This window comes from Sphaerisporangium sp. NPDC049457, from assembly GCF_055586705.1.
The window spans coordinates 45,938-62,493 of record NZ_JBVJHR010000016.1; the positions used below are offsets into that span (position 1 = coordinate 45,938).

Annotated in this window: 19 protein-coding genes; 12 read left to right on the top strand and 7 right to left on the bottom strand. The window is 71.8% G+C overall.

Annotated features, from left to right (window positions below; all coding sequences use genetic code 11):
* Positions 1–56: 56 nt before the first annotated feature.
* The 3 genes from ACZ6QO_RS24545 to ACZ6QO_RS24555 are packed head-to-tail and all read left to right on the top strand — an operon-like array spanning position 57 to position 2,837.
* Entirely contained in the window at positions 57–1,574 is a 1,518-nt protein-coding gene (locus ACZ6QO_RS24545; protein WP_465853931.1) for a DNA recombination protein RmuC, read from the top strand.
* A 57-nt stretch (positions 1,575–1,631) separates the two neighbouring features.
* A complete protein-coding gene (locus tag ACZ6QO_RS24550; protein WP_465853932.1) occupies positions 1,632–2,258 on the top strand; it encodes a DUF6542 domain-containing protein in 627 nt (208 codons plus the stop codon).
* Between the two features lie 54 nt (positions 2,259–2,312).
* Positions 2,313–2,837, top strand: a complete 525-nt coding sequence (locus ACZ6QO_RS24555) for a nucleoside/nucleotide kinase family protein (protein ID WP_465853933.1) — start codon at positions 2,313–2,315, stop codon at positions 2,835–2,837.
* Positions 2,838–3,033: 196 nt separating this feature from the next.
* Here ACZ6QO_RS24555 and ACZ6QO_RS24560 read toward each other — a convergent pair whose 3' ends face one another.
* Positions 3,034–4,008 (bottom strand): 4-hydroxy-3-methylbut-2-enyl diphosphate reductase, encoded by a 975-nt coding sequence (locus ACZ6QO_RS24560; RefSeq protein ID WP_465853934.1) that lies wholly within the window; start codon positions 4,006–4,008, stop codon positions 3,034–3,036.
* Between the two features lie 185 nt (positions 4,009–4,193).
* On the opposite strand from ACZ6QO_RS24560, the gene ACZ6QO_RS24565 reads away from it, so the two are divergent.
* From ACZ6QO_RS24565 to ACZ6QO_RS24575, 3 genes are read left to right on the top strand one after another with little or no spacing between them, the layout of a single operon-like run.
* Positions 4,194–5,144 (top strand): hypothetical protein, encoded by a 951-nt coding sequence (locus ACZ6QO_RS24565; RefSeq protein WP_465853935.1) that lies wholly within the window; start codon positions 4,194–4,196, stop codon positions 5,142–5,144.
* A gap of 26 nt (positions 5,145–5,170) precedes the next feature.
* Complete coding sequence (gene xseA, locus ACZ6QO_RS24570; protein WP_465853936.1) at positions 5,171–6,382, top strand: exodeoxyribonuclease VII large subunit; 1,212 nt, start codon at positions 5,171–5,173, stop codon at positions 6,380–6,382.
* Positions 6,383–6,419: 37 nt separating this feature from the next.
* Positions 6,420–6,659 (top strand): exodeoxyribonuclease VII small subunit, encoded by a 240-nt coding sequence (locus tag ACZ6QO_RS24575; protein ID WP_465853937.1) that lies wholly within the window; start codon positions 6,420–6,422, stop codon positions 6,657–6,659.
* 42 nt (positions 6,660–6,701) lie between these two features.
* On the opposite strand, the gene ACZ6QO_RS24580 is transcribed toward ACZ6QO_RS24575, so the two are convergent.
* Together ACZ6QO_RS24580 and ACZ6QO_RS24585 are read right to left on the bottom strand one after the other, a co-directional pair.
* A complete protein-coding gene (locus ACZ6QO_RS24580; RefSeq protein ID WP_465853938.1) occupies positions 6,702–7,238 on the bottom strand; it encodes a DUF4245 domain-containing protein in 537 nt (178 codons plus the stop codon).
* 202 nt (positions 7,239–7,440) lie between these two features.
* Complete coding sequence (locus ACZ6QO_RS24585) at positions 7,441–8,037, bottom strand: TetR/AcrR family transcriptional regulator (protein ID WP_465853939.1); 597 nt, start codon at positions 8,035–8,037, stop codon at positions 7,441–7,443.
* A 156-nt stretch (positions 8,038–8,193) separates the two neighbouring features.
* Here ACZ6QO_RS24585 and glpX point away from each other — a divergent pair, with 156 nt between their 5' ends.
* Positions 8,194–9,228 (top strand): class II fructose-bisphosphatase, encoded by a 1,035-nt coding sequence (gene glpX / locus ACZ6QO_RS24590; protein WP_465853940.1) that lies wholly within the window; start codon positions 8,194–8,196, stop codon positions 9,226–9,228.
* A gap of 158 nt (positions 9,229–9,386) precedes the next feature.
* Here the strand turns inward: glpX and ACZ6QO_RS24595 are convergent, their stop codons facing one another.
* The gene (locus ACZ6QO_RS24595; protein WP_465853941.1) at positions 9,387–10,076 is read right to left on the bottom strand and encodes a DUF1707 SHOCT-like domain-containing protein; all 690 of its coding nucleotides are present in this window, start codon (positions 10,074–10,076) and stop codon (positions 9,387–9,389) included.
* A 192-nt stretch (positions 10,077–10,268) separates the two neighbouring features.
* On the opposite strand from ACZ6QO_RS24595, the gene ACZ6QO_RS24600 reads away from it, so the two are divergent.
* The 4 genes from ACZ6QO_RS24600 to ACZ6QO_RS24615 all read left to right on the top strand — a co-directional run bounded on the left by ACZ6QO_RS24600 (position 10,269) and on the right by ACZ6QO_RS24615 (position 14,102).
* Positions 10,269–10,670 (top strand): hypothetical protein, encoded by a 402-nt coding sequence (locus ACZ6QO_RS24600; protein WP_465853942.1) that lies wholly within the window; start codon positions 10,269–10,271, stop codon positions 10,668–10,670.
* Positions 10,671–10,911: 241 nt separating this feature from the next.
* Positions 10,912–11,793 carry an ABC transporter ATP-binding protein gene (locus ACZ6QO_RS24605; protein WP_465854110.1) on the top strand — a complete coding sequence of 294 codons (882 nt, stop codon included), beginning with the start codon at positions 10,912–10,914 and terminating at the stop codon, positions 11,791–11,793.
* A gap of 16 nt (positions 11,794–11,809) precedes the next feature.
* Positions 11,810–12,643: an ABC transporter permease gene (locus ACZ6QO_RS24610; protein ID WP_465853943.1), complete on the top strand. Its 834-nt coding sequence runs from the start codon at positions 11,810–11,812 to the stop codon at positions 12,641–12,643.
* Positions 12,644–12,764: 121 nt separating this feature from the next.
* Complete coding sequence (locus tag ACZ6QO_RS24615; RefSeq protein ID WP_465853944.1) at positions 12,765–14,102, top strand: MFS transporter; 1,338 nt, start codon at positions 12,765–12,767, stop codon at positions 14,100–14,102.
* Between the two features lie 55 nt (positions 14,103–14,157).
* On the opposite strand, the gene ACZ6QO_RS24620 is transcribed toward ACZ6QO_RS24615, so the two are convergent.
* From ACZ6QO_RS24620 to ACZ6QO_RS24630, 3 genes are all read right to left on the bottom strand, one after another.
* Positions 14,158–14,514: an arsenate reductase family protein gene (locus ACZ6QO_RS24620; protein ID WP_465853945.1), complete on the bottom strand. Its 357-nt coding sequence runs from the start codon at positions 14,512–14,514 to the stop codon at positions 14,158–14,160.
* Positions 14,515–14,583: 69 nt separating this feature from the next.
* On the bottom strand, positions 14,584–15,009 hold the full coding sequence (locus ACZ6QO_RS24625) for a hypothetical protein (protein ID WP_465853946.1): 426 nt from the start codon (positions 15,007–15,009) through the stop codon (positions 14,584–14,586).
* Positions 15,010–15,125: 116 nt separating this feature from the next.
* The gene (locus ACZ6QO_RS24630; protein WP_465853947.1) at positions 15,126–15,662 is read right to left on the bottom strand and encodes a DUF2231 domain-containing protein; all 537 of its coding nucleotides are present in this window, start codon (positions 15,660–15,662) and stop codon (positions 15,126–15,128) included.
* A 117-nt stretch (positions 15,663–15,779) separates the two neighbouring features.
* Here ACZ6QO_RS24630 and ACZ6QO_RS24635 point away from each other — a divergent pair, with 117 nt between their 5' ends.
* Entirely contained in the window at positions 15,780–16,523 is a 744-nt protein-coding gene (locus ACZ6QO_RS24635; RefSeq protein WP_465853948.1) for a helix-turn-helix transcriptional regulator, read from the top strand.
* The last annotated feature ends 33 nt before the right edge of the window (positions 16,524–16,556 follow it).

Below are 16,556 nucleotides of genomic sequence, written 5' to 3' on the forward strand. Positions count from 1 at the left end.
GCCCGGGCTCCAATCCTGACACGCGTGGGGGGCATGGGCCTGGAATCATGCGAGAGATGGACGTCATGGCACTCGCCTTCCAGCTGGCGGTCGGGCTGGCCGCCGGGCTGGTCATCGGCCTCGCCGTTGGCCGCTCCAGGGCGGCCGCCCGGGTTGCCGACGCCGAGGGCCGGGTCGCTCTGGCCGAGGCCCGCGCCCAGGCCGCCGACGAGAAGGTCGCCTATGTCGAAGAGCAGATGACCCAGCGCTTCCAGTCGTTGTCCAACCGGGCCCTGGACGTCAACAACCTGCGTTTCCTTGAGCTGGCCGAGAGCCGGTTCGCCGCCTCCCGGGCCGACGCCGCGGGCGACCTGGAGCAGCGCAGGCAGGCCGTCGAGAACCTGGTCGCCCCGCTGCGCGAGACCCTGGCCAAGGTGCAGGAACAACTGCGCGAGAGCGAGACCGGGCAACGGGTGGCGCAGGCCGAGCTCGGCAAGCAGATGGAGTTCGTGCGGCAGAGCTCGGAACAGCTCAAGGCGCAGACCAACGCCCTCGTGCGCGCCCTGCGCCGGCCGGAGGCGCGCGGACGCTGGGGAGAGCTGCAACTGCGCAGGGTCGCCGAGATCGCGGGCATGGCGCGGTTCTGCGACTTCGACGAGCAGGCGTCCGCCGTGACCGCCGACGGGGTCGTGCGCCCCGACATGGTGGTCCGCCTGGCGGGCGGCAAGAGCATCATCGTCGACTCCAAGGTGTCCCTGGCCGCCTACCTGGAGGCCGCCGAGGCCGCCGAGGCGGGCACCCAGGAGGTGCGGCTGGACGCCCACGCCCGCCATCTGCGCGACCACGTCGACAGGCTGGCCGCCAAGACGTACTGGCAGGCGTTCAGCCCTGCGCCCGAGTTCGTGGTGCTGTTCATCCCCGGAGAGGCGTTCCTGGCGCCCGCGCTGGAGCGCGACCCCGGCCTGCTCGAGTACGCCATGCGCAAGCGCGTCCACATCGCCACCCCGACGACGCTGATCACCATGCTGCGCACCGCCCAGTACGCCTGGCAGCAGCAGGCGCTGAGCGAGAACGCCCGCGCGGTCTTCGACCTCGGCAAGGAGCTGTACGAGCGGCTCGGCGCCATGGGACGCAACGTCGACGCGGTCGGCAAGGCGCTGAGCCGGGCCGTCGTGGCCTACAACAAGACGGTCGGCTCGCTGGAGAGCCGCGTGCTCGTCACGGCGCGCAGGCTGAACGACCTGGGCGTGGTGGACGCGGCCCTGCCCCAGCCCGACCTCGTCGAAGACCTCCCCAGGCGCCCCTCCATGCCGGAACTGGTAGGCGAGGAACCCCCTCCCGAAGACCCGGACCGGCCACATCACGACGCCCACCATGACGCCGACCCGGGAGAGCCTGACGTACCACACCAGGGCACCGGCGCTGAAGAGCCGAATCCGCCGCATCACGGCGCCGGCCCGGAGCGACCGGCCGTGGGGGGCGAGGGCGACCTCTTGTGGGGAGTCGAGGCAGAGACCCCGCCACCCGTGGGTGAAGAGACGGCAAGCCCGTTCCCGGGCCCTGGCCTGAACGGTAAGTTGACGCGAGACTTGTGATGAGGCCGGCCGGTCGGGCCGCGAGACCCGGGCGCGGGCCCGGAGGGGGCGACGGTGGTGGCACAGGAGCGAGCGCGATCGGGCGTCAGGCTGACCGCCCGCGGTGCCGTGGCGCTCATTTTCGTGGTGACGCTCGCCTCCCGGCCGACCGGGTCGATGTTGATCATCGGTCTGGTCTTCTGCGCCGTTTGCCTGGCCGCCGTCCTGCTCGTCCAACCGCGCGACCTGCTGGCGCTGGTGGTGACCCCGCCGCTGATCTTCTTCGCCGCCACCCTGGTGAGCGCGGTGTTCGGCACGTTCGGCGCCCCGTCGCTGCTCCAGGCGCTCGGCCTCGGCCTGTTCACCGGGATGTCGGCCGCCGCGCCCTGGCTGTTCGGAGGCTCGGCGCTCGTGCTGGCCGTCGCGTGGTTCCGGGGGCTGCCCGGCAACGTCAGCGCACTGCGCGCCGAGCTCCAGGCCGGCCGGTCCCCCGCCGCCACGGCAGGTGGCACGACGAGTGGCACGGCAGGAGGCACGGCGGGTGGCACGGCTCCCGGCACGGCAGGAGGCACGGCGGGTGGCACGGCTCCCGGCACGGCGGCTCCCCGGCGCGGGCGGCCGAACGCCCCGCAGGCCTACGCACCCGAACCCGAGGGCTACTTCGAGCCGCGTCTGTACGGCTCACCGAGAGAGCCGAAGGACTGACCCGTCCATGCGCGTCCGTGACCGGCGAGGCGACCACCGCCGGAGGGCCTCCCAGTGCCCGGTGAGGTGATCGCGGTCGACGGGCCGTCCGGCGCCGGCAAGACGACGCTGGGGCGCGCGCTCGCGGGCGAGCTGGGCGCGACCCTCGTCCACATGGACGACCTGTACCCCGGCTGGGACGGCCTGCTGGGCGGCGTCGACAGGCTGGTGGAATGGATCCTGCGCCCGCGCGCCCAGGGCCGCGCCGCCCGCTGGCGGCGGTACGACTGGACGTCGGGGGCCTATGCCGAGGAGCACGAGGTGCCGCCGTCGTCCCCCCTGGTGGTCGAGGGCACCGGAGCGGGCGCCGCGGCGGCCCGGCCGTACGTCTCGCGCCTGATCTGGGTGGAGGCTCCGGCACAGGTGCGCCGGGCGCGGGCGCTGGACCGGGACGGGGACGCCTACCGGCCGCACTGGGAGCGCTGGGCCGGCCAGGAACGGGCGTACTTCGCCGCCGACCGTGTGCGCGACCACGCCGATGTGATCGTCGACACGACACAGACGGCCGACCCGCTCGCCGCCGTCATCGGCGCCCGCTGACCGCCGCCCCGCCAGGCCCGGCGCCGACGCGGACGAAGAGTACGGTCGGCGACGGGCTCGGACGGACGGGAACCGGCCGGTCAGGACGCGATCAGCCGGTCGGCGACGGGGACGAGAACGGGGACGGGGACGGGGACGGGGACGGGGACGGGGACGGTCGTTGATGGAACGGCCGGTCGGGACAGGGAACGGCCGGTCAGCGGGCGGCGGGGGCGCGCAGGTCGCGGCGGAGCTCGTGGGGCAGGGCGAAGCGGACGCTCTCGGCGACCGACTCGACCTCCTCGACGTCGGCGAAGCCGCGCTCGGCGAGGTGGGCGAGCACTCCCTCGACCAGCTCTTCGGGCACTGACGCGCCGCTGGTGACACCGACCGTGGTGACGCCGTCGAGCCACTCGTCCCGGATGAAGGAGGCGTTGTCCACCAGGTAGGAGGCGTCGGCCCCGGCGTCCTTGGCGACCTCGACCAGGCGCTTGGAGTTGGAGGAGTTGGTCGAGCCGACGACGATGACGAGCTGCGACTCGGCGGCGATCTCTTTGACCGCGACCTGGCGGTTCTGCGTCGCGTAGCAGATGTCGTCGCTGGGCGGGTCGATGAGGTTCGGGAAGCGCTCGCGCAGCCGGGCGACGGTCTCGGTGGTCTCGTCCACCGAAAGCGTGGTCTGGGAGAGCCAGACGAGCCGCTCGGGGTCGCGCACCTGGACGCGATCGACCCCTTCGAGCCCGTCGACGAGCTGGATGTGCTCGGGCGCCTCGCCCGCGGTGCCCTCGACCTCCTCGTGGCCTTCGTGGCCGATGAGCAGGATGTCGTAGTCCTGGGCGGCGAAGCGCTTGGCCTCGTTGTGCACCTTGGTGACCAGCGGGCAGGTGGCGTCGATCGTCTTCAGCGACCGCCGGGCGGCCTCCTCGTGGACGGCGGGGGCCACGCCGTGGGCCGAGAAGACGACGATGGCGCCCTCGGGAACCTCGTCGGTCTCGTCCACGAAGATCGCGCCGCGCTCTTCGAGAGTCTTCACCACGTGGGTGTTGTGCACGATCTGCTTACGGACGTAGATGGGAGCGCCGTACCGCTCCAGAGCCTTCTCGACCGCCTCCACGGCGCGGTCGACCCCCGCGCAGTAACCGCGCGGCTTGGCCACCAGGACACGTCGGGTCGCAGAGGTCTCCGAAATCATGTGTTCATGCTATGTGGTCCCGGAATCCTGGGAGGCCAAGAGCTCGGGTTCCGGCGGCACGCACCCTTTATCTGCTTTCCTATGCTTGAGGGCGTGTGCGACGGCCCTGTCCGTCCGCCCCTTGACCTCAAGCGGCCCCGTCTGGTCAGACTGGCCGTCCAATATCAGACCCTCTAGGAGCCGGCATGTCATTGACCGACATCGTCCGCACCATAGCCAAGAACGTCCGGCAAACCGTCTCCGACCCCCGGGAACTGAAGGAGAAGGCCAAGGACCTGCCCCTCAACGTGCTGCAGACCGCGCTCACCGGGGTCGGGCAGGCCCTGATGCTCAGCGACCGCGTCCGCACGGGCATCAAGCGGCTCGTCAGCGACGACGACAAGGCCGCCGCCGAGGCGAAGGCGTCCGGCGGCGTGACCTCCCCGCAGGTCGTCGTGGAGGAGCGGGAGGACCGGGAGGAGAAGCCCGCCAGGCGCGAGCCGGTCATCTTCGCCCCGCGCCCGGCGCCGGCCGCTGAGACGGCCCCGGCCGCGGACGGCCCGAACGGTTCCACGTCCAAGACCGAGCCCGTCGCGGCCACCGCGGAGCCGGCCGCCGCCACGGCCGAACCCACCGCCGTCACCGCGGAAGCGGTCGCCGCCGAGGCGCCCGCCGCGCCCGCGAAGCGCGCCACCAGGGCGGCCAAGCCGCGCACGGCTCCGGCCGCGCCGAAGGCCAAGACCACCGGACCCGCCACGCCGAAGGCCAAGGCCGCCCCCGCAGCCGAACCCGCCGCCAAGCCCGCCGCCAAGGTCACGGACGGGGCCGCTGAGGAGGCCGCCGCGCCGAAGCCGAGTGCCCGCAAGGCCAAGGCCAAGCCCGCGGCCGGCAAGCTCGCCGACGCCGTGCAGCCCCCTGCCGCCGAAGCCGCCGGCACGGCCGCCCCGGCCGCGTCCCCCGCGGGCACGGCTTCCACGCTGGCCGAGCCGATGCCCGGTTACTCCGAGATGACCATGGCCTCGCTGCGCGCGCGGCTGCGCGGCAAGTCGGCCGACCAGATCCGTTCCCTGCTCGAGTACGAGAAGCAGACCTCCGCGCGGGACGACATCGTCCAGATGTACGCCAAGCGCCTCGCCAAGCTCGAAGCGGGGGAATAGCCGGGAACGGTTTGTAGGCTGCCCGCATGACGGCCAAGACCTCGCCCGAGCAGCCACTGCCCATCCGGTCGGTGCTGCAGATGGTGGCGCAGTGGATCGGCAAGCTCGGCACCGTATGGGCCGAGGGGCAGATCACCGACCTGTCCTCCCGGGGCGGCACGGTGTTTTTGACCCTGCGCGACCCTGTCGCGAACGTGTCGGCGCGCGTCACCTGCCCGCGCAACGTCTACGAGGCGACCGTCCCCCGCCCGGTGGACGGCGCGCGGGTCGTCGTGCTGGTCAAGCCCGACTTCTGGGTCAACAGGGGTTCCTTCGCGTTCACCGCCCTGGAGATCCGTCCGGTCGGCATCGGCGAACTGCTGGCCCGGCTCGAACGGCTGCGGCAGATCATCGTCGCCGAGGGGCTGGCCAACGCCGAGCGCAAGCGCCGCCTGCCCTTCCTGCCGGGCACGATCGGCCTGATCTGCGGGCGCGACTCGGCAGCCGAGCGCGACGTGCTGGAGAACGCCCGGCGTCGCTGGCCCGCCGTCCGGTTCAAGATCGAGACGGTCGCCGTCCAGGGGCCGTACGCCGTCGGCGAGGTCACCGAGGCCCTGCGCAAGTTCGACCTCGACGGCGAGATAGACGTGATCATTATCGCCCGGGGAGGCGGTTCCCTGGAGGACCTGCTGCCGTTCTCCGACGAGTCGCTGGTGCGCGCCGTCTCCGCCTGCCGTACGCCGGTGGTCAGCGCCATCGGCCACGAGCAGGACAACCCCCTGGTCGACCTGGTCGCCGACGTGCGCGCCTCGACGCCCACCGACGCCGCCAAGAAGGTCGTCCCCGACGTCGGCGAGCAACTGGCCCTGGTGCGCCAGCTCCGCGATCGGGGACGCCGCGTGGTGGGCGGCCGGCTGGAGCGCGAGATGTCCTGGCTGACGGCGCTGCGCTCTCGTCCCTCGCTGTCCGACCCGGTGCGTGAGATCGAGCGCCGTGCCGAGCAGGTGGACGGGCTCCGCGACCGGGCGCGCCGCTGCCTGACCTCCTCCCTCGACCGGGCCGAGGACTCCCTTGAGCACCTGCGGGCCCGCCTGGTCGCGCTGTCGCCCGCCGCGACGCTCGAACGGGGGTACGCCATCGTCCAGTTGCCCGAAGGCGACGTGGTGCGGCAGGCCGCGGGCCTCGCACCCGGCGACGAACTGAGCGTGCGGTTCAGCGACGGCCGCGTCGAGGTCACCGTGGCCAAGCCCGCCACCTGACCGACTCGGGGGCGCCGCTGCCCATAGGGTGGGATCCGTGGCTGAGGAGAAAGACGGGACGCCGTCGTACGAGCAGGCTCGCGAAGAGCTGACCGAGGTCGTGCGGCGCCTGGAGGCCGGGGGCCTGACCCTGGAACAGTCGATCGAGCTGTGGGAGCGCGGCGAGAAGCTGGCCGCCATCTGCGAAGAATGGCTGCAGGGAGCGCGCGTCCGGCTCGCCGCCGCCATGGCCCGCCGCGAAGAGCCCGTCGCCGACGCCGAGAACACCCCGTTCTAGCCCGCGTCCGTCCGTTCGGGGCGGAGGTTCACGGGCGGCGGGTCACGAGGGGGTCGGGGTGGTCCTGGGCTGGGCTTTGAGCGAGCCGGCGAGCTGGGTCAGCTCGTCCCAGTCGGCGAGACCCGTGACCACGACCGTCACGCCGGGCTCGATGAGCACCAGCGAGCGCTGCTTCTTGTCCGGGCGATAGCGTTCTTGCCAGTTTTGGCCGCCGATCTGCCGGCTTCCTGTGCTCTTGTCGGTGTTGGCCAGGCGGTTCGCGAACGCCTCGCCGGGCTCGTCGCTCTGGGCCAGCAGGGCGTGGGAGCGCTTGGCCGTCGCGAACCCCAGCCGCCAGGTGACGTGGCCCTTCTGGTCGACCTCTGAGCTGTTGGGCACCCAGCCGGCCGGCACCGGGTCGGGCACCCGCACCTCGTACGGGGCGACGCGGCGGAGGTTGGCCAGGGTGATCGTGTAGTCCACCCGCGGGATGTGCTCCTCGCGGCTCTGCGGCGCTATGAGCAGGAATATGCCCACGATCGCCAGGCAGAACAGCACGGCGAACGCGTACCCGTAGAACCCTTGGGTGAATCGGCGCACAGCCAGCGAGAATACCGGCCGGCGCCCCCGGCCCCGGACGCAGCCCGCGCCACGGTCGCCGGATCGGCCGGCCACGGGCGCGAGAACTTCCGGTCAGAGGCGCGAGAACCCCCGGCTGGAGACGTGAGATCTGCCGGTCAGAGGCGTGAGACCCGCCGGTCAGCACGTGAGACCCGGTTCGCTTCGGATGGGATCCGTCCCGCTAAGGACGGGGGATCCGCTCGATGATCGTCAGGACCTCCTGGGAGAAGTTCCGGGCCGCGGCGACGTCCTCGGACAGCACGACCTCGGAGACGGCGGCGGCCATGGCGCCGGTGACCACCACGACGAGGGCGCCCTTGTCGTGCTCGAAGAGCGCGGCGTTGCGCCGGGCCCATTGGCGCATGCGGTCGCGCATGATCACCTCGAAACCGGGCGGCCCGTCTCCGCGGAGGAACAGCGCGGCCAGCTCGCGTTCGTCGAAGCATCCTTCGAGGTAGGCGCGCGCGCCCGCGATGAACAGCCGCATCGGGTCGCCCTCGCCCTCGGCGCGGGCCGCCTGCACGGCCTGCTTGGTGCGCTGCATTTGACGGCTCTGAAACTCCTCGAAGAGGGTGAGATAGAGGTCGGCCTTGCCGGAGAAATGGTGATAAAGGCTGCCGACGCTGGCTCCCGCACGGGAGACGACATCGGTGACCCCGGCCTCGGCGAAGCCACGTGTGACGAAGATCTCGCGGGCGGCGTCCAGGAGCGCGCCGCGCGTGGCGGCGCCGCGTTCGGAAGTGCGCACAGTCACCGGTCGTTCCGTGTCGCTGCTCATGCAGGCGACAGTATCCCTCCGTCGGCCGCCGAAGTGGGACAACTACGATCGTTGGCGTCGGCTGTAGCACGACGCCTGGATTAGACGGCGGTGAACCTGGTAGGTCCCCTACAGGGCGTCCTGATCGCCGTCATCCGAATCAGAGGGGCTTGCACCATGTCGGAAGAGACGTCCGTACCGCCCGCGCTGGCCACCGAGGAGCGCGCGCCCGATCGCAACCTGGCCCTTGAGCTCGTCCGCGTGACCGAGGCGGCCGCGATGGCCGGCGCCCGCTGGGTGGGCAGAGGCGACAAGAACGGCGCGGACGGCGCGGCGGTCAACGCCATGCGCCAGTTGATCAACACCGTGTCCATGGACGGCACCGTGGTGATCGGCGAGGGCGAGAAGGACAACGCGCCGATGCTGTACAACGGCGAGCGGGTGGGCGACGGCGGCGGGCCCGAGTGCGACGTGGCCGTCGACCCGATCGACGGCACCCGGCTGACCGCGCTCGGCATGCCGAACGCCATCTCGGTGATCGCGGTGAGCCCGCGTGGGTCGATGTACGACCCCTCGGCGGTGTTCTACATGGACAAGCTGGTCACCGGCCCCGAGGCCGCGGACGCCGTCGACATCGACGTCCCGGTGGCCGCGAACATCGCCGCCGTCGCCCGCGCCAAGGGCTGCTCGCGGTCGGACGTCACGGTGGTGATCCTCGACCGGCCCCGCCACGAGAACCTCGCCAAGGAGGTGCGCGACACCGGCGCGCGCATCAAGTTCATCACCGACGGCGACGTCGCGGGCGCGATCATGGCGGCCCGCCGGGACACCGGCGTCGACCTGATGCTCGGCGTCGGCGGCACCCCCGAGGGGATCATCGCGGCGTGCGCGCTGAAGTGCCTGGGCGGCGTGATCCAGGGCAAACTGTGGCCGCGTGACGACGACGAGCGCCGCAGGGCCCTCGACGCCGGGCACGATCTCAACCGCGTGCTCACCACCGACGATCTGGTGACCTCCGACGACGTCTTCTTCGCCGCGTCCGGCATCACCGACGGCGAGCTGATGGGCGGCGTGCGCTACCGCGGCGGTGTCGCGCTCACCCACTCGCTGGTCATGCGCGGCAGGTCGGGCACGGTGCGCAAGGTCGAAAGCGAGCACCAGCTCTGGAAACTCCGGGCCTACAGCGCCATCAACTTCGACACCGCCACCTGACCGGCCCACCCGGTCACACCGGCCTGCCCGGCGTCACCGGCCCGGCAGGTCTCACCGGCCTGCCCGGCCTGCCCGTCCCGCTCGGTCTCACGCTTGACGGGCGGCCGACCGCGCCGCTCGGCCACCGTGCGGCGTGGTCATGCCCTTCCGCGGCGCGGTCAGGCCTTGCGGCGCCTGGCCCAGCCGCGGCGCGGCGGCTTGGGCGACTTGGCCACGACGTTGCCCATCATGATCACTCCGGTGATCTCGATCACCGGGGCGTCCGGCGCGACCGTCTCGGGCACCTGGTTCTTCTTCCCCGCCACCACCGCCGAGGCCGGGATGATCACACGGACGCCCTGGGGGACGATGAGCGTCAGCGTCGCTCCCACCACGGTCGCCTGCACGGTGATGTGCTCGCTCTGCAGGAGCGCCTCGCGAAGGTCGAGCGTGACGCCGGAGCCGACGGCCGTGACCGAATAGTGCGAGGGCACCACCCAGCGGCCGTCCCGCTGCTCGGAGCGGAACAGCGCCATCACCGGCCGCCCGTCCGCGCGCAGCGGCTGCAGATGCTCGGGCAGCAGGTCGCTCGTGAGCACGGCCAGCTCGCCCAGCGTGCGAGCGGTGTACACCCGCTCGACCCGCTCTTCGTGCTCGTCCGGGGTCAGCCTGCCGTCGGCGACGGCGTCGCGCAGCACGGCGGCCACGCGTTCGCGGTCGTCGTCGGACGCCCGCAGCTCGTGCGGCGCGGGCCCGTTCTGCCGCTGCGTGTTCAGGAAACCGGACACCAGCTGCCGCAGCACGGGAGCCCCCTGCTGCTGCCAGCGGTTGTTCCAACGGTCGTAGTGCGCTCCACGCTCGGTTCCCACGCCTCGACACTAACCCCCGCCGGGCTTCCCGACCTACCCTCACGACAGGTCATCAGGGAGGACACGGCCCAGGAAAGCACATTGAGCCGGGAGATCGGTCAGAATCATGACCTCGGCCCTGTTCAGACCGCCTTGCTCTCACCGGCGGCCGCCCGTGACGGCCGCCGACCCGTGCACGAAGGAGCCGAAAGCGTGAACCACCGGGACGATGCCGCCTTCTGGGCGTGCCCACACGGGCAGGACGCCCGTGTGGGCTGCGTCGCCTGCTACGAGGAGTCGGCCGATCATGGCCCCGAGGTCCCCCTGTGGGACGTCGCCGTGTGGTTCACCTCCCGGCGGCCGATCCCCATCAAGGCGCTGAAGGACGTGCACCGGCACGGCAGTCGCTTCCTGCTGGACAAGCTCTCCGCTCCCCACATCTACCTGCTGACCGGCCACGCGCACGCCGAGCAGGGCGTCCGGGCCGTCGCCGGTCTCGTCGGCTTCCTGGTCCACAACCGGCACGTGGTGGACGAGTTCACGGTGCAGGAGACCCGGGCGGTGCGGCTGTACCCGTCCCCCGACGTCCCCGCCGCCGACCGGGTGTGGCCCTGACCCGAGCCGCGCGACCGCTCCCGTCCGCGGACGTCTGACCGGCTGCGACACGGACCCGGAGCCGGCGCATGTGGAGGGCATGCGGGGGGCATGCGGGGGGCATGCGGGGGGCATGCGGGGGGCGGAAAACCCTTGGAGAAGTGTCCGGCCCGCTCCCTATGGTGGTCGGGTGCCCACGCGCCTGAGATCCAGAAACGGTCTCCTGTCCGACCACGCCACGAGCGCGATCTCGCTCAAGGGCGTGGTGAAGCGCTATGGAGACATCTCGGCCGTCGACGGGCTCGACCTTGAGGTCCCGCACGGCGTCTGCCTGGGCCTTCTCGGCCCGAACGGAGCGGGCAAGAGCACCACGATGCGGCTGCTCACCGCCCAGTCACTGGCCGACGAGGGCGAGATCACCGTCCTCGGGCATCCGCTCCCCCGCGCCTCCAAGAAGGCCCGCGCGCTGATGGGCGTCGTCCCCCAGCAGGACAATCTCGACGTAGAGCTGACGGCCCGGCAGAACCTCGAAGTGTTCACCCACCTCTACCGCGTGGCCAAGGCCGAGCGGGCGGCGGCCGTCGAGCGCGCGCTGAGCATCGCCCAGCTCACCGACCGCGCCGACACCAAGGCCGACGACCTCTCCGGTGGCATGCGGCGCCGGCTGCTCATCGCGCGCGGGCTGGTGCACCGTCCCCGCCTCGTGCTCCTCGACGAGCCCACCGTGGGCCTCGACCCCCAGGTCCGGCAGGAGCTCTGGTCGCTGGTCGCCGCGCTGCGCGCCGAGGGAGTGACCACGCTCATGTCCACCCACTACATCGAAGAGGCCGAGCGGCTCGCCGACGAATGCGCCCTGATGTCGCACGGCCGCGTGGTGGCGCGCGACACGCCTGCGGCGCTGATCGCCCGGCACGCCGGCGCGCACGTCGACGAGCATCACGGGCCGCCCGAACGCCTGGCCGAGGTCGAACGCCTCGCCGTGAACGCCGGGCTCCCCACCCGGCGCACCGGCCCGTCCATCTCGATCCTCGCCGCCGAGCGGCAGCCCGAGTCGCTGCGCCTCGGCCTCGGGCCGCCCGCCTTCCAGCGCGCGGCCAACCTTGAGGACGTCTTCGTCCTGCTGACCGGCGAGAGCGTCGAATGATCACCGGAGGTTCGCGATGAGCGTCGATTCGGCCAGTGAGCGGTGGAGCGGGGCCGATCTCCGTCCCGTCGCCGGCGCCGCTCCGCGGTGGTTCGAGTGGGCGCCGGTGCGCGGCGTGTGGCGGCGCGAGCTGACGCTATTCCGGAGCTACTGGGCCTCCACCTCGTTCGCCGCGCTCGTCGAGCCCACGATCTGGCTCCTGGCGTTCGGCTTCGGGTTCGGCACGGTGATCGGCGCGGCGTACGGCCACAACTACCGCGATTTCGTCGCGACCGGCGTGGTGGCCACGTCCGTGCTGTTCATCAGCGCCTTCGGCTCCATGTTCGTCTGCTTCATCCGGCGCGTGTTCCAGCACACCTACGACGCCGTGCTCGCCGCGCCGGTCGACGTCCACGAACTGGTGACCGCCGAGGCGTCCTGGCTGGCCGCCAAGGCGGGGGTGTACGGCTGCGCCCCTCTGCTCGTCGGCGTGGCCTTCGGCCTCCCGCCGTCCCCCGGCATGCTGCTGGTGCCGTTCATCGGGTTCCTGACCGGGCTGGCGTTCGCGCTGTTCGGCATCTGGGTGTCGTCGATCGTGCCCGCGATCAACGCCTTCGACTATGTCGTCAGCGGCGTGCTGGCCCCGATGTTCCTCGTCGCCGGCACGTTCTTCCCCGTCGACCAGTTGCCGTCGTGGGCCGCGGTCGCGGCCAGGTTCAACCCCCTGTTCCACTGCGTCGAGCTGGTCAGAGACTCGGTGTTCGGCAGGCTGGGCCTGCACGACCTCGCCCACGTGGGCGCCCTGCTGCTGTTCGCCGCCCTGATGTGGTCCCTCGCCGTCTGGAAAATGCGCACCCGCCTGATCGACTAACCCCCCGGCCACCACTCCTGAAAGACGGGTGAGAGGGGTACTGGACGACCATTGACCGGCGGGGGGCCTGACCGTAGCCTGGCCAGATCTTGAACCGACCTCATGTTCTTCCGGAGCCGCAGTGCCCACCCCCCGTGACCGGCGTGCGCGCCTTGCCACTTTCGCGGTTTTCTTCGTCCAGGGACTGACCTTCGCCACGCTGCTGACCCAGGTGGCACAACTACAGCGGAAGCACCATCTGAGCGACGGCGAGCTGTCGATCCTGTTGCTGGTGGTTCCCGTGATCGCGGGCGTGGGCAGCGTGCTCGCCGGTGAGGTCGCCAAGCGGTACGGCAGCCGCCGGGTGCTGCGCTTCGCCCAGCCCGCCGCGGGGCTGGGCGTGGTCTGCGCCGGGCTCGCCGCCGACGTGCCCCAGCTCGTCGCGGCCAACGTGCTGTTCGGCCTGTGCCTCGGCGCCGTCGACGCGGGCATGAACATGCAGGCCGTCACGGCGGAGCGCAGGTACGGCCGGTCCATACTCACCGGGTTCCACGCCCTCTGGAGCGCGGCGGCGGTCATCGGAGCCGTATGGGCGTCCGTGGGCGGAGCCATGCAACTGACCCTGACGGCCATCTTCGCCGTCGCCATGGTGGTCGGCGTCGCCATCGCGCTGATCGCCGGCCGGGCTCTCTTCACGGCCGACGAGGAGCACGTCACCACGGCCGAACCCGCGACACGGCACGACAGCGCGGCTCAGACCCCCGGCGCCGCACCAGCGTCCCGCGCCGTACCGGGAACCGGCGCCGGACGGGGAATCGACGCCGTGTCAGGCGTCGAAGCCACACCGGGCGATGGGCCCACGAAGGACCTGGCCGGGACCAAGACGAAAGTGCCGTGGGGGCCGATCCTGCCGCTGTGCCTGGCGATGGCGTTCCTGTACGTGGGCGACGCGTCGATCTCGAACTTCGGCTCCGTCTACATGGAGAAGATCATGCATGCGACGGCGGCCGTGGTGCCGCTGGCGCTCGCGGCTTACCAGGCGACCACCTTCGTGGTGAGGATCGGCGGCGACTTCGCGGTACGCAGGTACGGGCCTGCGGTGATCGTCCGCATCGGCGGCGCGCTCGCCACCCTCGGCTTCGTCGGGATCGTGGCCGCTCCCAACCAGCCGCTGGCCATCGTCGCGTTCGGCCTCACCGGGGTGGGCCTGTCGGTGGTGGCTCCGCAGTCCTTCTCGGCCGCCGGCCGGCTGGATCCCGCCGGTACGGGCGTCGCCATCGCCAGGGTCAACATGTTCAACTATGTCGGCTTCATCGTGGGAGCGGCCCTGGTCGGCGGCATCGCCGAGGCGGCGAACTACCAGGTCGCCTTCGCCGCCCCGCTCCTCCTGGCCGCCGCCATCATCACCCTGGCCAGGGGATTCCACCCCAGAACCCCCCACCCCCCGTCCCCTCGACCCACCCAGTCCAGCAGAACCTGATCACTGGAAGCGGGCGCCGCGAGCACGGCTTGCGGCCACGGCGCGCGCCCGGCCGTCACGGCAGGATGGACCGTACGGATTCGGGTGAGCGGCCGACCACCGCCGTTCCGTCGTCCGCGGTGATGATGGGCCGTTGGATCAGGATCGGGTGGGCGGCCAGCGCCGCGATCCACTGCCGGCGGTGGCTCTCGTCGCGCGGCCACGCGGTGAGGCCCAGCTCGGCCGCCGCGGGTTCGGTGAGGCGGGTGATGTCCCAGGGCTGCATGCCGAGGCGTCGCAGCACGTCCTCGATCTCCAGGGCGGTGGGCGGTTCTTCCAGGTAGCGCCGCACGGCGTAGGCGGCGCCCGCGTCATCGAGCAGCGAGAGCGCGGAAGCGCATTTGCTGCACGCGGGGTTGATCCAGATTTCCACGACGGTGGTCCTTCGAGCTGTACTGGGGCGCTGCGGTCATCGGGGCAGGACGGTCAGGGCTGGGTCGGGTCAGTTGCCGCCGGCGGCCAGGGCGGAGAGGAGGACCAGGAGGACGGTCACGACGGCGAACAGCCCGTGCGCGGCGACCACGGCGACCGGGAAGTGCCGCTCGGCGGGGGCCGTGTGCTCGCCCGCCGCCGGGGCGGTGGTGGCACGGGCACGGTACACCGGGATCCACCGGGCCAGCATGACGAACCCGAGCAGGGCGACGGGCACCAGCAGGACGAAGGCGATCCAGGCCAGCGCGTCCAGGTCGGCGACGAGGTAGGCGATCCAGACGATCAGGCCGGCGGCGGCCAGCGCGAAATGGCCGAAGATCACCGGGACCGGCAGGTGGCTGCCGCCGCGGGCGCCGCCGCGCGAGAGCCAGGTGCCGAGCATGTAGAAACCGCCGAGAGCGGTGATCAGCCAGGTGATCAGTGCGGCGATGGTCATGGCAACTCCAGAGTGATCGTGGCGGTCGCGGGGACTGTGCGGCGGCCGGTCAGGTGTGTCGGTGGGTGCGTTGCAGGTCGGCGGGGGCGTTGGGGAGCAGTGCAGGCGTTGGGGGGTCAGTGGGGGCGTTGGGAGGAGCGGGTGGTGGGAAGGAAGCCTTCGGCCTGGGTTGTCTCGTCGGCTACGCGGACGCCGTAGCGGTAGGAGAGTTTGCCGCCCAGCCATCCCGACACGGCCAGGGTCAGAAAGGCGGCGGCGCTGAGGGTCAGCGGCCCGGCGGGGACGCCGCCGGTGACGGTCTCGGAGTGCCGCCACAGGAAGTCGCCGAGGTAGGCCGCGGTCACCAGCAGGTTCAGCGTCATGTGGATGAGCGCCAGCCGGAACGCGCGCGTGCCCGTGGGGATGGCGAACAGGTCCAGGAATCCGGCCATGGCCGCGCCCAGGGCGCCGATCACGCCGAGCGCGATCAACCACATCGCCCCCTCGGACAGGAAGCGCGGATCCGCCACGGAGTGCGAGGCGATGTCGAAGACGAGACTGGCCGCCCAGGCGCCGATCGGGATCGTGACCAGCATGGGATGGAACGGGTGCCCGTACGGGCCGGCCAGCGCGGCGTTGACCGGCTGCTTGGCCTGATGCGGCTGGGTCATCATGGCCACCTCCTTTTCACCAATGGATTTTGGTCTTATTAGAGGGCGGCGGTCAAGTGGCACTGGTGGACAGACTTTCGCCCATCGCCTGACAGCGCATGCTGGCGTTATCGTGAAGGCGTGAACTCCGACATGAGACAGCCGGGCTCTCCGGCGGACGCCGCGCTCGACTCCCTCAGCGTGCTCGGCGAGGCCACCCGGCGGCAGATCTTCGCCTTCATCCGCCGCGTCCGCCGGCCGGTCACACGCGAGGAGGCGGCCGCCGGCGTCGGCATCTCCCGCAAACTCGCCGCGTTCCACCTGGACAAGCTGGTCGACGCCGGCCTGCTCCGCGCCCGCGCCGCGTCCCCCGCCGGGCTGCGCAAAGTCGGCCGGCAGCCCAAGGTCTACGAGCCGGCCGACGGTCCGATCCAGGTCAGCATCCCCGACCGCCGCCATGAGCTGCTGGCCGGCCTGCTCATCCGCGCCGTCCTGACCGAAGGCGACGACGAGACCGCCGCGAACGCCGCCGTACGCACCGCCAGGCAGCACGGCGACGAACTCGGCGGCCAGGACCGCGAACGCCTGCGCCCCGGCCGGCTCGGCGCCGAACGCGGCCTGACCCTGTGCGAGCAGATGCTCGACCAGCACGGCTTCGAACCCGCCCGCGAAGCCCTCGACCGGCTACGGCTGCGCAACTGCCCCTTTCACCCACTCTCGGCCCAGGCCCCCGACCTCGTGTGCGGCATGAACCACGCCTTCCTCACCGGGTACCTGCAAGGACTGCGGGCCACGGCCGTTCAGGCGGTCCTCGCCCCGCGCCCCGGCGAGTGCTGCGTCCAGCTGCAGCACGCGCAGCCGCAGGACCCGCCCAAGGGCGGCTGACACCCATCCCGCCCTGTCCCGGCGCGAAGGCCC

Bases quoted from the DNA above. Each gene is read 5' to 3' on its own strand.
- ACZ6QO_RS24545 (WP_465853931.1), top strand. From the start codon at position 57: ATGGACGTCATGGCACTCGCCTTCCAGCTGGCGGTCGGGCTGGCCGCC.
- ACZ6QO_RS24560 (WP_465853934.1), bottom strand. From the start codon at position 4,008: ATGATTTCGGAGACCTCTGCGACCCGACGTGTCCTGGTGGCCAAGCCG.
- ACZ6QO_RS24565 (WP_465853935.1), top strand. From the start codon at position 4,194: ATGTCATTGACCGACATCGTCCGCACCATAGCCAAGAACGTCCGGCAA.
- xseA (WP_465853936.1), top strand. From the start codon at position 5,171: ATGACGGCCAAGACCTCGCCCGAGCAGCCACTGCCCATCCGGTCGGTG.
- ACZ6QO_RS24585 (WP_465853939.1), bottom strand. From the start codon at position 8,037: ATGAGCAGCGACACGGAACGACCGGTGACTGTGCGCACTTCCGAACGC.
- glpX (WP_465853940.1), top strand. From the start codon at position 8,194: ATGTCGGAAGAGACGTCCGTACCGCCCGCGCTGGCCACCGAGGAGCGC.
- ACZ6QO_RS24610 (WP_465853943.1), top strand. From the start codon at position 11,810: ATGAGCGTCGATTCGGCCAGTGAGCGGTGGAGCGGGGCCGATCTCCGT.
- ACZ6QO_RS24625 (WP_465853946.1), bottom strand. From the start codon at position 15,009: ATGACCATCGCCGCACTGATCACCTGGCTGATCACCGCTCTCGGCGGT.
- ACZ6QO_RS24630 (WP_465853947.1), bottom strand. From the start codon at position 15,662: ATGATGACCCAGCCGCATCAGGCCAAGCAGCCGGTCAACGCCGCGCTG.